Source organism: Massilia aquatica (genome assembly GCF_011682045.1).
Classification (GTDB): Bacteria; Pseudomonadota; Gammaproteobacteria; order Burkholderiales; family Burkholderiaceae_D; genus Telluria_A; species Telluria_A aquatica.
The window spans coordinates 394,440-409,630 of record NZ_VVIW01000001.1 but is presented as its reverse complement, the minus strand read 5'-3'; the positions used below and the strand labels follow the sequence as shown (position 1 = coordinate 409,630).

Annotated in this window: 12 protein-coding genes; 4 read left to right on the top strand and 8 right to left on the bottom strand. The window is 63.0% G+C overall.

Features of this window, described 5'->3' with window-relative positions; translation table 11 throughout:
- Positions 1-108: 108 nt before the first annotated feature.
- The 7 genes from rpoD to ybiB form a co-directional block, all read right to left on the bottom strand.
- On the bottom strand, positions 109-2,307 hold the full coding sequence (rpoD, locus tag F1609_RS01915; protein WP_167074107.1) for an RNA polymerase sigma factor RpoD: 2,199 nt from the start codon (positions 2,305-2,307) through the stop codon (positions 109-111).
- Positions 2,308-2,817: 510 nt separating this feature from the next.
- A complete protein-coding gene (gene dnaG, locus F1609_RS01910) occupies positions 2,818-4,602 on the bottom strand; it encodes a DNA primase (RefSeq protein WP_167074105.1) in 1,785 nt (594 codons plus the stop codon).
- Positions 4,603-4,753: 151 nt separating this feature from the next.
- A complete protein-coding gene (locus F1609_RS01905; protein WP_167074103.1) occupies positions 4,754-5,203 on the bottom strand; it encodes a GatB/YqeY domain-containing protein in 450 nt (149 codons plus the stop codon).
- A 162-nt stretch (positions 5,204-5,365) separates the two neighbouring features.
- Positions 5,366-5,578: a 30S ribosomal protein S21 gene (gene rpsU / locus F1609_RS01900; protein ID WP_008451879.1), complete on the bottom strand. Its 213-nt coding sequence runs from the start codon at positions 5,576-5,578 to the stop codon at positions 5,366-5,368.
- 123 nt (positions 5,579-5,701) lie between these two features.
- On the bottom strand, positions 5,702-6,910 hold the full coding sequence (locus tag F1609_RS01895) for a BaiN/RdsA family NAD(P)/FAD-dependent oxidoreductase (protein ID WP_167074101.1): 1,209 nt from the start codon (positions 6,908-6,910) through the stop codon (positions 5,702-5,704).
- Positions 6,911-7,043: 133 nt separating this feature from the next.
- Positions 7,044-7,829: a uroporphyrinogen-III C-methyltransferase gene (gene cobA, locus F1609_RS01890; protein ID WP_167074099.1), complete on the bottom strand. Its 786-nt coding sequence runs from the start codon at positions 7,827-7,829 to the stop codon at positions 7,044-7,046.
- Positions 7,813-8,802: a DNA-binding protein YbiB gene (ybiB, locus tag F1609_RS01885; RefSeq protein WP_167074097.1), complete on the bottom strand. Its 990-nt coding sequence runs from the start codon at positions 8,800-8,802 to the stop codon at positions 7,813-7,815. The genes cobA and ybiB overlap by 17 nt, the downstream gene beginning before the upstream one ends.
- 120 nt (positions 8,803-8,922) lie before the next feature.
- Here ybiB and F1609_RS01880 point away from each other — a divergent pair, with 120 nt between their 5' ends.
- From F1609_RS01880 to F1609_RS01865, 4 genes are all read left to right on the top strand, one after another.
- Complete coding sequence (locus tag F1609_RS01880; RefSeq protein WP_167074095.1) at positions 8,923-10,428, top strand: DUF4331 domain-containing protein; 1,506 nt, start codon at positions 8,923-8,925, stop codon at positions 10,426-10,428.
- A 21-nt stretch (positions 10,429-10,449) separates the two neighbouring features.
- Positions 10,450-10,689: a hypothetical protein gene (locus F1609_RS01875; protein WP_167074093.1), complete on the top strand. Its 240-nt coding sequence runs from the start codon at positions 10,450-10,452 to the stop codon at positions 10,687-10,689.
- A gap of 92 nt (positions 10,690-10,781) precedes the next feature.
- Positions 10,782-11,975: a tetratricopeptide repeat protein gene (locus tag F1609_RS01870; RefSeq protein WP_167074091.1), complete on the top strand. Its 1,194-nt coding sequence runs from the start codon at positions 10,782-10,784 to the stop codon at positions 11,973-11,975.
- The gene (locus F1609_RS01865; RefSeq protein WP_167074089.1) at positions 11,972-13,099 is read left to right on the top strand and encodes a HupE/UreJ family protein; all 1,128 of its coding nucleotides are present in this window, start codon (positions 11,972-11,974) and stop codon (positions 13,097-13,099) included. Before F1609_RS01870 ends, F1609_RS01865 begins: the two co-directional genes overlap by 4 nt.
- Before the next feature lie 248 nt (positions 13,100-13,347).
- On the opposite strand, the gene F1609_RS01860 is transcribed toward F1609_RS01865, so the two are convergent.
- Entirely contained in the window at positions 13,348-15,036 is a 1,689-nt protein-coding gene (locus tag F1609_RS01860; protein ID WP_167074087.1) for an alkaline phosphatase D family protein, read from the bottom strand.
- Between the last annotated feature and the right edge of the window lie 155 nt (positions 15,037-15,191).

The following is a 15,191-nucleotide window of genomic DNA, read 5'->3' as shown; positions in this document are numbered from 1 at the left end:
TTCCCGGTAAAACGCCCGACATCGCGGCAACGGGAATGACGCCAAAAACGTAGCCCCGCGTCACAAAGTGGCGAGAGGATATGGCTTTTCGCCTCAGCCCGTCAAGGCTTAATTACCTTCCAGGAAGCTCTTGAGCTTGTCGGAGCGCGATGGATGACGCAGCTTGCGTAGCGCCTTCGCTTCGATCTGGCGAATCCGCTCACGCGTGACGTCGAACTGCTTGCCCACTTCTTCCAGGGTGTGGTCGGTCGACATCTCGATGCCGAAACGCATGCGCAGCACTTTCGCTTCGCGCGGGGTCAGGGAGTCCAAGACATCCTTGACCACGCCGCGCATCGAGGCATGCAGCGCCGCGTCCGATGGCGCCAGGGTATTGTTGTCTTCGATGAAGTCGCCCAGATGCGAATCGTCATCGTCGCCAATCGGCGTTTCCATCGAGATCGGCTCTTTGGCGATCTTCATGATCTTGCGGATTTTATCTTCCGGCATTTCCATCTTGATCGCCAGGGTCGCCGGATCGGGCTCGGCGCCGGTTTCCTGCAAGATCTGGCGCGAGATCCGGTTCATCTTGTTGATCGTTTCGATCATGTGCACCGGGATGCGGATCGTGCGCGCCTGGTCGGCGATCGAGCGCGTGATGGCCTGGCGGATCCACCAGGTGGCATAGGTGGAGAATTTATAGCCGCGACGGTATTCGAACTTGTCCACGGCCTTCATCAGGCCGATATTGCCTTCCTGGATCAGGTCGAGGAATTGCAGGCCGCGGTTGGTGTACTTCTTGGCGATCGAAATTACCAGGCGCAAGTTGGCCTCGGTCATTTCGCGCTTGGCCTTGCGCGCCTTCATTTCACCAGCCGCCATCTGGCGGTTGATGTTGCGCAAGTCCGGCAGCGGCAGCACCACGCGCGCCTGCAGGTCGATCAGGCGCTGCTGCAATTCCTTGATCGTCGGAATATTGCGTCCGAGGATGGCGGAGTATGCATGGCCGGCATTGACTTCGCCATCGACCCAGTCCAGATTGGTTTCATTACCAGGAAATACCTTGATGAAGTGGGCGCGCGGCATGCCGCACTTGTTCACCGCCACGTCGAGGATCTGCTTCTCGATATGGCGCACTTCATCGACTTGCCCGCGCAGGGTGTCGCACAGTTTCTCGACCACTTTGGCGGTGAAACGGATGCCCAGCAGTTCGTTGGAAATCGATTCCTGCGCCTTGACGTAGGCTTTCGAGTTGTAGCCGTCTTTCTCGAAGGCCTTGCGCATCTTGTCGAACTGCACCGAGATGATGTCGAATTTTTCGAGCGCCTGGTTTTTCAGCGCCTCTAACTGTTCGGCCGAGAAACCCGCAGCGCCGGAAGCATTGTTTTCTTCTTCCTCTTCCTCTTCTTCCTCGTCGGCCTCTTCTTCGTCTTCATCCTCGTCGGTGGCGACCGGCGCCACGACCGGTTCGAGCGGCTCGTCCGGATCGACCATGCCGTCGACGATCTCGTCGATCTTGATTTCGTCGTTCTGGATGCGGATCGCGGCGGAAATGATTTCGGCGATCGTCACCGGGCAGGCCGAAATGGCCTGGATCATGTCCTTGAGGCCGTCTTCGATGCGCTTGGCGATTTCGATCTCGCCTTCGCGCGTGAGCAGCTCGACCGAACCCATCTCGCGCATATACATGCGTACCGGGTCGGTGGTGCGGCCGAAGTCGGAATCGACCGTCGACAATGCCGCTTCGGCCGCGGCCTCGGCTTCGTCATCGCTGGTGACGGTGGCCACATTGTCCGACAGCAGCAAGGTTTCGGCATCGGGCGCGTGTTCGTAGACCGCAATCCCCATGTCGTTGAAGGTGCCGATGATGCCTTCGATCGCTTCCGGATCGACGATGTTTTCGGGCAGGTGATCGTTGATTTCGGCGTAGGTGAGGAAACCGCGTTCCTTGCCGAACTTGATCAGGGTCTTGAGTTTCTGGCGCCGGCGCTCGAGTTCTTCTTCGGTCGCTTCGGTGTCCGACGAGAACGCGTCTTTCAGCAAGGCCTTTTCCTTGGCCTTGCGGTCCTTGGCCTTGGCCTTGTCGACTGCCTTCAGCTCGGCCCGCTCGACCGCATTGAGGGCGGCGACTTCATCGTTCTCGGGCTGGAATTCTTTCGGCTTGCGCCCGCGCCTGCCCGGTACCTTGACTGAGGGCAGCACGTAACCGGACGTGTCGATCGCGGCCAGCGCGGCGGCATCGGTGGTCTGGCTGACGACAGGCGTCGCGCTCGCGCTCGGGCTGCGCGTTTCCGCCTTGTCTTGCGCTTTATCCGCCTTGGCGGACATTCTCGTTGGCTTATCAGCCGCTTTGGTTTCAGGTTTCTTGATTGGCACAGGCGCTTTCGATGTCACAACGACTAGCTTTATGGTGGATTAAGATAAAGTTTGTTGCCGGCCTTTTGGGCCCTACGTCCCCGGACCGGCCTTCGCAGACCCCTCCGGCATTGCTGCACTCATAACACCTTTACATCACCTTACGGGCACGACCCGCGCGATTTCGGCAGTAGTCTACTGCATACAACGGCGGTTGGAGGCGCGAGCCGTGCGTGGCTGGAAGGCAAACCGATGTTTGCCATCGACGGCGCTGCCGTCGCAACCAACGCTGGCCCGAGCCGCCGACGCCCACCATCTTTGCGCCGATCAAGAGCCTAACTCACTGAAAGAAATACAACTTACGGACAACGAAAAAATTTCTGCGAACACAACACTTATCGTTTTATTATAGCACGCAGTCCGTCTTTTTCCAGTGCCAAACGCCCCCTGTGCGGGCTTCCGATTTCATGCTTTGCGCCGGGTCTAACCCGGCGCGCCATCGTCCTCCAGCCGCTTCTGCTCGGCCATGATTTCGCGGTAGCGCACACCCACCTGATCTGAGGTCAGGCCCGCGGAAAACAACTGGGTCAGCTCCTGTTTAAGCGCTGCAAGTTTGATCTGCCTCACAGCCCCGACCAGCCACAATTTCACGCTGTCAATATCCGATTCCGGCTCCGAGGCAATTTCAGCGATCAAGCCATCGTATTCGTTGCTGGTATCCTTCAAATGCTGGGACAAGGCCGCGAAGCCGCCGTTCGGCCCCAATGCCTGGCCGCAAGCGACCAGATACAGCAAGCGCTCGGCCGCGTCGGGTCCGAAATGGTTGAATGCCGCCAGTGCGGCCTCGTCCAGTTCCAGGCTGAGCGGCGGATGCGCCACCAGATGGCGCAAAATCTGCAATTCCAGACCGACCGGCTCCGGCCGGCCCTGGCGCGGCGGCGCGCGGCGCGCCACCGACACCGGCTTGGACAGCTCGAACAGGGCCTCGATTTCGGCCGGCGTGGACTCGGTCATGCTGGCCAGGCCGCGCACGATCTGCAGGCGCAGCGAGCTGGGCGACATCGATTGCAGCAGCGGCTTGGCGTCGAACTGGACGTGGGCGCGCCCTTCCGAGGTGGAAAGATCGTGCTCGCCCGATACTTCGCGCAGCAAAAACTGCGACAGCGGCATGGCTTCGTGAATCTCTTGCTCGAATACATCGGCACCGAATTCGCGCACGAAACTGTCCGGATCGTGTTCGGACGGCAAAAACAGGAATTTGATGATCTTGTTGTCGCTCACTTGCGGCAGGCAGGCTTCGAGCGCGCGGCGGGCGGCGCGGCGGCCGGCCTTGTCGCCGTCGAAGCTGAAAATCACGCTGTCGGTCTGGCGCAGCAACTTTTGCACGTGGGTACTGGTGCAGGCCGTGCCCAAGGTCGCCACCGCTTGCGGAAAGCCAAGCTGGGCCAGCGCGACCACGTCCATATAGCCTTCCGTCACCAGCACGTAGCCGGCGTCGCGGATGGCCTGGCGCGCCTCGTACAGGCCGTACAGCTCCAGGCCCTTCTGGAACAGCGGCGTTTCGGGGGAATTCAGGTATTTCGGTTCGCCCTGGTCCAGCACCCGCCCGCCAAAGCCGATCACCTGGCCCTTGGTATTACGGATCGGGAACATGATGCGCTCGCGAAAACGGTCATAACGCTTCTTGTTGCCGCCGTCCTCATCGACCTTGTCGATCACCAGGCCGGACTCGACCAGCGCCAGCACCTCGTAATCGGGGAACACGGTGCGCAGGTTATCCCAGCCGGACGGGGCGTAGCCCATGCCGAAGCGGGCCGCCACTTCACCGGTCAGGCCGCGGTTTTTCAGGTAGGCGATGGCATTCGTGGCGCCGCGCAACTGGCCGCGGTAGTAATCGCAGGCCTGGGTCATGGCTTCGGTCAGGGCCAGCGCCTGGGCCTGGTTGGCCGCACGTTGCAGAGGCGGAATCTTGTCATCCGCATCGGGCACTACCATGCCGACGCCCTGGGCCAGGTCCTTGACGGCATCGATGAAGCCCATGCCGGAATACTCGATCAGGAAGCCGACCGCGTTGCCATGCGCGCTGCAACCGAAGCAATGGTAAAACTGCTTGGTGGGGCTGACCGTGAAACTGGGGGATTTTTCGCTGTGGAACGGGCACAGGCCCATGAAATTGGCCCCGCCCTTCTTCAACTGGACGTAGCGGCCGACCACATCGACGATGTCGATACGGTTGAGCAAATCGGTAAGGAAGGATTGTGGAATCACGTGCGATGAACAGTCTTTGTGTCAGGTCAGACTATACCGCCGCGCCCGCCGCAGATTTGATCTGCGACAAGACGCGGGCGCGTCGGCGTGCCGCGACGTCTAGCCGACGCGGCTTCCGCGCGGCGTTCTGCGCGAACGCCGCGTACAACGGTCAGGCCGGCGCGAGCGCCTTCTTGATCAGGCCTGAAACGGCGCTCATGTCCGTGCCTTTTGGCAATTTTGCCTTGAGCAAGCCCATGACCTTGCCCATGTCCTGCGGACCGGCGGCGCCCGAAGCGGTCACGGCGGCGGCGACTTCGGCAGCGATTTCCGCTTCCGACAAGCCGGCAGGCATGTAGGCGACAAGAATGGCCAGCTCGGCTTTTTCGATATCGGCCAGATCCTGGCGATTGCCGCTTTCAAACTGGCTGATCGAATCCTTGCGCTGCTTGATCATTTTTTCGATGATCACCAGGGTTTGTTCGTCGTCCAGTTCGATACGCTCATCGACTTCGCGTCGCTTGATATCGTTGAGGATCAGGCGGATCGTCTTCAGCTTGTCCGCTTCTTTCGCGCGCATCGCCGCTTTCATGTCGTCGGTAATTTGTTCTTTCAAGCCCATGGCAATCCTCGTATGGATAATTAATAGAGATCAGGTAATGCACAGCAAAAAACCAAATAGCAAAACCCGCTGCGGTAAACCGGAGCGGGTCTGCGACTACAGTAAAAACAATGACCCGGACAGGCTGTTGGCCGTCACCGGATCAGGTTCGACTGGACAGTCTTAGAATAATTTCTTAGGCAGTTGCTGGCTGCGGATGCGCTTGTAGTGGCGCTTCACGGCAGCTGCCAGCTTGCGCTTGCGCTCAGCCGTTGGCTTTTCGTAGAACTCGCGTGCGCGCAGTTCGGTCAGCAGACCCGTTTTTTCGATGGTGCGTTTGAAGCGACGCATTGCGACTTCGAACGGCTCGTTTTCTTTAAGGCGAATAGTGGTCATGTAAAAATCAAACCGTTAGATTTAGGGAAGAACGAGATAATAGCACCGTTTCCACAGCTTTGGAAGGTTTTCGCTCAAGCCCCTTCCTATTTTGCTATTTCGCAACAGCCGCCGTGATGCCGCTTACACCGCCTGCCCGGCCGCTACGCCCGAGGCCCAGGCCCACTGGAAGTTGTAACCGCCCAGCCAACCGGTCACATCGACCGCCTCGCCGATGAAATACAGGCCCGGCACCTTGTTGGCCATCATCGACTGCTGCGACAGCTCGCGCGTATCGATGCCGCCCAGGGTCACCTCGGCCTTGCGGTAGCCTTCCGAGCCGGTCGGCACGATGGCCCAGCGGTTGATAGCGTCGCCCAGCTTGCGCAGCTTAGCGTCCGGCAAGTCGGCCAGGCGCGCATCCGGGCTCAAGCCAGCCACCGCGATCAAGCCCTCGGCCAGGCGCACCGGTAGCCACTGGGACACCACGTTGCCCAGCTGCTTCTTGAGCGTGCTCTTGCCGTCAATCAGTTCCTGCGCCACATCCATGTCGGGCAGCAGGTTGACCATGATCGGCGTGCCCGGCTGCCAGTAGCTGGAAATTTGCAGGATGGCAGGACCCGACAGGCCGCGGTGGGTGAACAGCAAATCCTCGCGGAAATGCCCGCGCTTGTTGCCCTTGCCCTTGTTGGAGCCGGTTTCCACTTCCACCTCGAGGGCGATGCCGGCCAGCGGCACGAACGCTTCCCAGCTGGGACCGTCGAAGGTCAGCGGCACCAGTCCCGGGCGCGGCTCGACCATTTTCAGGTCGAACTGGGCCGCGATGCGGTAGCCGAAATCGGTCGCGCCGATTTTCGGGATCGACAAGCCGCCGGTGGCGATGACGACGCTGTCGGCCAGGATCTCGCCGCTGTCGGTCAGGATGAAAAAGCCGTCGGCGGTCTTTTCCAGCGACTCGACCTTGGACGGCATGCGCCAGGTCACGTCGCCGCTGGCGCACTCGGCCTTGAGCATCTGGATAATTTGCTCGGCCGACTCATTACAAAACAGCTGGCCGCGATGCTTCTCGTGATAACCGATGCGATGTTTCTTAACGAGCGTCAGAAAGTCCTGAGGGGTATACCGAGACAAGGCGCTCTTGCAGAAATGGGGATTATGCGACAAAAAATTCTGCGGCGCCGTATTGATATTGGTGAAGTTACAACGTCCACCGCCAGAAATCCTGATCTTCTCTGCAAGTTTCTCCGCATGATCGATCAACACCACCCGTTTGCCGCGCTGGGCGGCGACAGCCGCGCACATCATCCCGGCCGCACCCGCGCCGATCACTGCTACATCAAATTGTTTTGCCATGGCGTATGCCGGTTTCCGCTAATCACTAAAACAGTGATTGTAAACCGCGCAGCCCGGCCATGGCCCGAACCCCTCGCAGAAGTTGTAAAACCGGGGACAGACCCCGGTTTTGCAACACTACACCCCTCGTCGCTTATGCAAGCTTTGCCGGCGGTTCATATTGGTCGAGATGCTGAAGCGCGACATCGGCGCAGCGCACCACGTCGCCGATCACGATGATGCTGGGACTGCCCAGGCCGGACACGGCAAGGTCGTCGACCAGGTCGGCCAGGGTCGTCAGCAATTGCATCTGCCCCACCCCGGTCGCCGACTGGATCACGGCCACCGGCGTGCTGCCGGCCTTGCCGCCAGCCAGCAGCGCCGCCTGGATCTGCCTGCAACGCGCCACGCCCATGTAGATCACCAGGGTCAGCCCGGTCTGCGCCAACAAGGCCCAGTCCGGCGTGCGGGCACTGCCGGCCTCGTCGCCACGCTCGTGCCCGGTCACGAAGATGGCGCCCGAGCTCCAGTCGCGGTGCGTCAGCGGCACGCCGATCGAGGAGGGCGCCGCCAGGCCGCTGCTGATGCCGTTGATGACCTCGACCGCGATGCCCTCGGCCATCAGGTGCGCGCGCTCTTCGCCGCCGCGCCCGAAAATGAAGGGGTCGCCGCCCTTGAGCCGCACCACTTGCCGCCCGGCCCGCGCCTCGGCCACCATCAGCCGTTCGATGAATGCTTGCGAAGTGGAACGGCAGCCGCCGCGCTTGCCCACGGGGACGATGCGCGCCGAGGGCGCGGCGTGCGCCAGGATCGCCAGATTGACCAGGTCGTCCACCAGCAACACGTCGGCCGCCGCGATCGCCTTGACCGCCTTCAAGGTCAGCAGTTCCGGATCGCCCGGCCCCGCCCCCACCAGATAAACCTTACCCTTGCTCCCCATGATGCGCACCTGTGTTTGCCTGTATTGACTTTGAAACTAGCAAGCACTGTGCCACTTGTTCGGTAATGGATGGCGGCACAGGCACCTCGCCCGCCAGCGCACGGGTAATCCAGGCTGCGGTCGTGGCCGCGTCGCGCTCGGCCGGCCCCTCGGCCACGTCATCCGTTGGTGCATCGCGCTGCACCAGTACGGTGCGCTCGCCGTCATGGAACCAGTCGATCTGCTGCGCCCGGTTGGCGTTGGCCACGGTTTCGCCTTCGGTGCCGCGCATCAGGAAAGCGTCGCCCCGCCCTTCGCGCGCAATCGTCGTGAAGTATTCGCCCAGCATCTCCAGGTATTCCGGATGCGTGTACGAGACCAGGCGCAGCGCCGGCCCGGCAAACGGCTGCAAGATTTTCACCAAGGTATGCGTCGAGTTGCGCACGCCCAGGATGCGGCGCAGCGCGAGCATCTGCGCCATCTTCGGGGCCAGCGTGTCGATCGGCATGAAGGCCGGCTTGCCCGTCGCAAACGCGGCCTGCACGTCGGCAGCCGACGCGGCCGCCTCGAATCCGAGTTCGCGCAAAATCTCGAAACTCGTCACCCGGCCCGGATCGCTGGTCACGCCATGCACCAGCACCGGTACGCCTTCGCGCGCCAGCAGCAGCGCCAGCAACGGGGTCAGGTTGGCCAGTTTGCGCGCCCCGTTGTAGCTCGGAACGAGCACCGGCGCATACGGACCCGCCGGCGCCACCAGCGGTGCAAACGACGCCTCGGCCGCATCGAGGAACCCGGCGATCTCGTCCACCGATTCGCCCTTGATGCGCATCGCCAGCAAAATGCCGCCCAGCTCCAGGTCGGACACCCTGCCGTCGAGCATCGCCCCGTACAGCGCGTGCGCATTGTCGCGCGACATACTACGCGCCCCTTTTTTGCCGCGCCCGATTTCTTTGATGAAAGTGGCGGCCAGGAATGGTTCGGTTGTTTTGTTCATGGGTTTCAGCTTAACACTGCATTCATAAAAATTTATTTGGCATAAAGTGAATCCGGCGACGAGACCGCCGCGTATATCTGCATACACATCAGTGTGAAAACCTATAACGAGGAGAGAAACATGAATCAGATGAGCGTACGGGCGACCATCGGCGCGGTACTGGCAGGCAACCTGCTGGCCTGCGCATTCGCGCCGTCGGCATTTGCATCGAGCCACCGGGAAGCGCCTTTCATTACGCGCAGTCCCAAGGTCGACGCCACCGACTTCTACATGTTCCGCAGTTACCAGGCTGGCCGCAGCGATTTTACAACGCTGATCGCCAACTATGTGCCGCTGCAGGATGCCTACGGCGGCCCGAATTACTTCATGATGGACCCGGACGCGCTCTACGAAATCCATGTCGATAATAATGGCGACGCCAGGGAAGACATCACCTTCCAGTTCCGCTTCAAGAATACCAATAAAGATACGCAATTGACCGTGGGCGGTAAAAAAGTCTCGATTCCGCTCGTGATCAATGGCGGCCCGATCGCCGACGCCAACGCCGCCGGCGCCAACGTGCGCGAAACCTTCACCGTCACCGTGGTGCGCGGCGACCGCCGCAGCGGCACCCGCGCCGTCGTCGCCAATGCCGACGGCGGCGGCACCACCTTCGACAAGCCCTTGGATAACATCGGCAACAAGTCGATCGCCAACTACGACGCCTACGCCGCCAGGCACATGTACAACGTCACCGTGCCCGGCTGCCCGGCGCCGGCCAAACTGTTCGTCGGCCAGCGCAAGGACCCTTTCGTCGTCAACCTCGGCGAAACGTTCGACCTGATCAACATCAAGGCGCCTGCCGTCGAGTTCAGCGCCAACGCCGAAAAAGGCGCGAAGGATGACCTGGCCAACAAGAACGTGACCACCCTGAGCATGGAAATGCCGACCTCGTGCCTGCTCAACGCCAGCGCCGGCGACCCGGTCATCGGCGGCTGGACCACGGCCAGCCTGCGCCAGGGCCGCCTGATCAACCCGACGCCGAAGTCGGACGCCGATGTCTCGAAAGAAGGCGGCGCCTGGGTCCAGGTATCGCGTCTCGGCATGCCGCTGGTCAATGAAGTCGTGATCGGCCTGAAGGACAAGGACCGCTTCAACCACAGCAAGCCCTCAAACGACGGCCAGTTCGCCGACTACGTCACCAACCCGACCCTGCCTGCGCTGGTCGAGATCCTGTACGGCAGCGCCGGCGCCAAGGCCCCGACCAACTTCCCGCGCAACGACCTGGTGGCGACCTTCCTGACCGGGATCAAGGGCGTGAACCAGCCGAAGACCGTCACCGCATCCGAAATGCTGCGCCTGAATACCTCGATCGCACCGACCGCGCCAGGCGCGCAAAAACGCCTTGGCGTGATTGACGGCGACAACGCCGGCTTCCCGAACGGCCGCCGTCCGGGCGACGACGTGGTCGACGTGGCGCTGCGCGTCGTCATGGGCAAGCTGTGCACCATCAACATCGGCTGCGCGCCAGGCGATGCACCGGCCGGCGCGCTGCGCTTTACCGATGGCGCGTATCTGGACGAGACGATGGTCAGCACCGCCTTCCCGTACCTCAAATCGCCGATTCCTGGCTCGCCGCAGAAGTAATCACACCATCAGGAGAGCACCATGAAAAAACCCAGTCTGATCTGCGCGATGCTGTTGCTGACCGCCTGCGGCAGCGATACGCACACCTCGTCGCCGCCGCAGGTGCCGACGCCACCGCCGCCACCAACCGGCCCGGTCGCCGACGCCTTTTTCACCACGGTGAAGACGACCGTGGCGGCCATGCCGGACGATAGCGAAGCGGTCGGCATCGACGCCATCGCCAGCACCGCGCCGGAAGACACGGAACCGTCGGCCTTGTAAGCACTTGCAGTCGATCCGGCCGGGAAGCGCTTTTCCGGCCGGAGTTCGTCCCCAAAAAAAACAGGACCATTCTCACGCACCGGGAACACACCATGCCGACACGATTCGCACGCCTTACCGCGCCGGCGCTGCTGGCGTACGCGCTCCTGGCGCCGCTGGCGCAGGCCGCGCCGCACCTCCCTGCCAGCGGCGCTACCGTGGTCGAGCGCCTGCCGCGCCGCGCCGACCCGGCCCAGCGCGAACTGGCCACCTTGCGCGCGCAACTGGCGGCCACCCCGCGCGACCTGGCGCTGGCCACGCGCACGGCGCAGCGCTACATCACGGTGGCGCGCCAGGAAACCGATCCGCGCTACTTCGGCTATGCCCAGGCCGCGCTGGCGCCGTGGTGGACGATGGCGGCGCCCCCGCCCGAGGTGCGCCTGCTGCGCGCCATCCTGCTGCAAAGTACCCACCATTTCGCCGAAGCGCTGCGCGACCTGGACGCCATCGTCGCCGCCGACCCGGCCAATCCGCAAGCCTGGCTCACCCGCGCCATCGTGCAGACGGTGCGCGGCGACTACCAGGCCGCCACCGCCAGCTGCGCGCGCCTGTCGTCGCTGTCGACCGAACTGGTGACGATTACCTGCGTGGCCAATGTGGGCACCATGACCGGACGCTCGGCCAAAAGCGAAGCCCTGCTCGAAATGACCCTGCGCCGCAACCAGGAAGCCGACGCCGGCATGCAGGTCTGGGTGTTGACCCTGCTGGGCGAAATGGCGCAGCGCCGCGGCGACGCCAAGGCCGCCGAAGAACGCTTCAAGCGCGCACTGGCCCTGGACGCGCGCGACAGCTACCTGCTCGGCGCCTACGCCGACTTTTTGCTCGATCAAAAGCGCGCACCGGAAGTGATTGCACTCGTCAAGGAACATACCCGCATCGACGGCCTGCTGCTGCGTCACGCGCTGGCGCTGCAGCAGGGCGGCACCGGCGCAGAGGCGCTGCGCAACGCCGACGCCGAACTCAAGGCGCGTTTTGAAGCCGCCATGCGGCGCGGCGACACCGTCCACCAGCGCGAACAGGCGCGCTACGAACTGCATATCCGCGCTGACGCCAAGACCGCGCTGGCGCTGGCGCAGCAGAACTGGGCGGTGCAAAAGGAATCGGCCGACATGATCGTGCTGCTCGAAGCTGCCGCCAAAGCCGGCGACAAGACCGCCGCCGCACCGGTCATCGACTGGGTCGCCAAACATGCGGTCGAAGACGTGGCGGTGGCGCGTTTGATCAAGCAGATCAAGGCGGGCGCATGACCGGCCGCACCGTCATCGCTTTTCTGATGCTGGCCCTGGCCCTGGTGGCCGCGCCGGCGCGCGCCCACAAGCCGAGCGACAGCTACCTGACCCTCAAGGTCGCCGGCCAGCAGGTCGACGGTCAATGGGACATCGCCCTGCGCGACCTCGATTTTGCATTGAACCTGGACCAGAACGGCGACGGCGAGCTGACCTGGGACGAAATCCGCAGCCAGCACGAAGCCATCGCCACCTATGCGCTGGCGCGCCTGGCGCTCACCAGCGGCACGGCGGCCTGCCCCATCGTCGCCGGCGAGCAGCTGATCGACAACCACACCGATGGGGCTTACACCGTGCTGCGTTTTCGCGCCACCTGCCCCGCCGGCGGCGCCGCGCTGGGCGTGAGTTACCGCCTGTTCGCCGACCTCGATCCGCAGCACAAGGGCCTGGTCAAGCTGGAACACGATGGCGCGACATCGACGGCCATCTTCAGCCCCGAGGCGGCGCGCCAGGAGCTGCTGCTGCGCGCACCCGGCAAGTTCACCCAGTTCCTTGATTACGTCAGGCACGGCGTCTGGCATATCTGGATCGGCTTCGACCACATCCTGTTCCTGCTCGCGCTGCTGCTGCCGGCGGTGATGGCGCCGATGGCGATGAAAGAGGCGCAGACCTTGCGGGCCGCCTTTTTCGATGTGCTCAAGGTGGTCACCGCGTTCACGCTGGCGCACTCGCTGACATTGACGCTGGCCAGCCTGGGGGTGCTGTCGCTGCCATCGCGCTGGGTGGAGTCGACGATTGCGGCCTCGGTGCTGCTGGCGGCGGTGAATAACCTTGTCCCGCTGTTTCGCGGACGGCGCCCGTTGGCGGCGTTTGTGTTCGGCCTGATTCACGGCTTCGGTTTTGCCGGCGTGCTGGCCGACCTGGGACTGCCGCAAGGATCGCTGGTATTAAGCCTGGCCGGCTTTAACGTGGGGGTGGAACTGGGGCAGCTGGCGATCGTGGCGGTGTTTTTGCCGCTGGCTTTTCTCACCCGCCGCACCTGGTTGTACCGCCAGTTGATGACCACCGGCTCGGTGGCCATCGCCCTGATTGCCGCCGTCTGGCTGTTCGAGCGCCTTTTCGATATGAAGGTGCTGCCTGTGTAAGGCGAAGAGCCTATGCCGGTAGATAGGGGGAAGCAGATGGCGATGCATGGCAAGCGCGGGCAAGGCGCGAGGAGGATGCATGGCCAAGCCATGCGACGACGAGGGTATTCCGAAGGAATGCCGAGGCTGCCCGCGCTTGTCAGGCGCGCCAGATGCGACCCCTATCTACCGGGATAGCCTCTTAGTGCGTGGTTTTGGGGACGGAGCCGCATTCCACCGTGCGCCCCGTCCCCTTTTTTTGTGCAGCCTTATGCCGCGATCAGCTTGCGGTTGGCGGCGCCCGGCAGCGTCTTGAGGACCTTGCCTGGCAAGACCGTGTAGCTGGTCGACTTGACCGTGCTCACATAACGGTACTCGGCGCGGGTTTCGGTCGGCGTGACCGACACCACCATGAAGCCGCGCGACTTGGTTTCGGCATACACCAGCGGCCCGATGATCTGTTCCAGGCCCGCCGCCACCTGCGCCGGATCTTCGTTCTTGAAGATCTCTTCAAAACCTGGCGAGGTCACCGACGACACCCCGAACTCCACCCCGACGGCCTGCCCGTTCATGTCGGCCAGGTCGCTGGCCCACGCATTGTGCGTGTCGCCGGCCAGCACCACCAGGTTCTTGTTCAGCGCTTTTGCAGTCGCCAGCACGGTTTCGCGCGCGGCCTGGTAGCCGTCCCAGGCGTCGAGGTTGTACGGCACCGATGGTTGCGCCAGGATCTGCTGCTCGGCCGCCGTCAGGCTGGCCGGCGCAGTCTTCGCCTTGGTCAGCAGCGCGACATAGGCGCCGAAACCGATTGCGCCCAGCACCAGTGGCGCGGGCAAATTCATGCGCGCCATCAGCACCTGCTGGCCCAGCATCTGCCAGGTGGCGCTCGACTTGGTCATCTGGCCCTTGAGCCAGGTGGTTTGTTCAAGACCCATCAACTGGCGCGCCGGATTGCCGACGTCGGCCGCGAACGCGGCGCCGTTGAACGCGCCGCCGGCGCCGACATAGCTTGGGTAGCCGAGCTGCTTGTCGCGGCCGATCACGCGCGTGTCGAGCATGTGCAGCGACAGCAGGTTGCCGAAGTCGAAGGAGCGGTAGATGCGGTCAGGCTTGCTGGCGTCCGGCAGCCGGATCGGCATCCATTCGTTGTACGCCTGGATCGCCATCTGGCGGCGCGCCAGGAACAGGCCTTCGGTGGCCGGATCGTGGTTTTCCGCGCCTTCGCGCCAGGTGTCGTTGGCCAGTTCATGGTCGTCCCACACTGTGATGAAGGGCATGCGCGCGTGGAGCGCCTGCAGGTCCTTGTCGGCGCGGTACTGGGCATAGCGGCGGCGGTAGTCGCTCAGGGTGATGATCTCGTTGGCCGGCACCGACACACGGCCCAGCGCCTCGGCGTCCTTGGCGGCGTAACCGTCCTTGGCGTATTCGTAGATGTAGTCGCCCAGGTGGATCGCGGCGTCGATGTCGTTCAGCTTTGCCGCTTCGGCGTACACGTGGAAGTAGCCGGCCGGGTAGTTGGTGCAGCTGAACACCGCCAGCTTGACCTGCGCCAGGTTGCCGGTGCCGATGGTTTTGGTACGCCCGACCGGCGAAGCCACGCCGTAGGCCTCGAAGCGGTAGTAATAGGCGCGGTTGGCGGCCAGCCCGGTCACGTCGACCTTGACGGTGTAGTCGCGCGCCGGGCCGGTACTGGCGCTGCCCTTGGCGGCGATGACGGTGAAGTTGCTGTCTTCGGAGATCGCCCAATTGACATCGATGTCGCCGCTGGCGGTGGTGCTGATGCGGGTCCAGAGGATGACGCGGTCGCTCAGCGGATCGCCGCTGGCGACACCGTGCGCGAAGCGGACATCGATATCGCCGCCATCGCTGCCGCCGCAGCCGGCCAGCGCGACGCTGGAGGCCGCGACGGTACCGAGAGAGAGGTTGCGAAGGAACTTGCGGCGCGAATTCGGTTGGGTCATGACAGCTCGTGATAGGAGTTGGGAAGCCGGCAAGCTTAAACGGGCGAGATGACTCGATGATGACAGAAAAAGCGACTGCGGCCGCGCAGATCAACCGGCTTTTGACACAAGCGGTGCAGGAAGGGCCGATTCGGGCTAAACTCCACCATCCACGC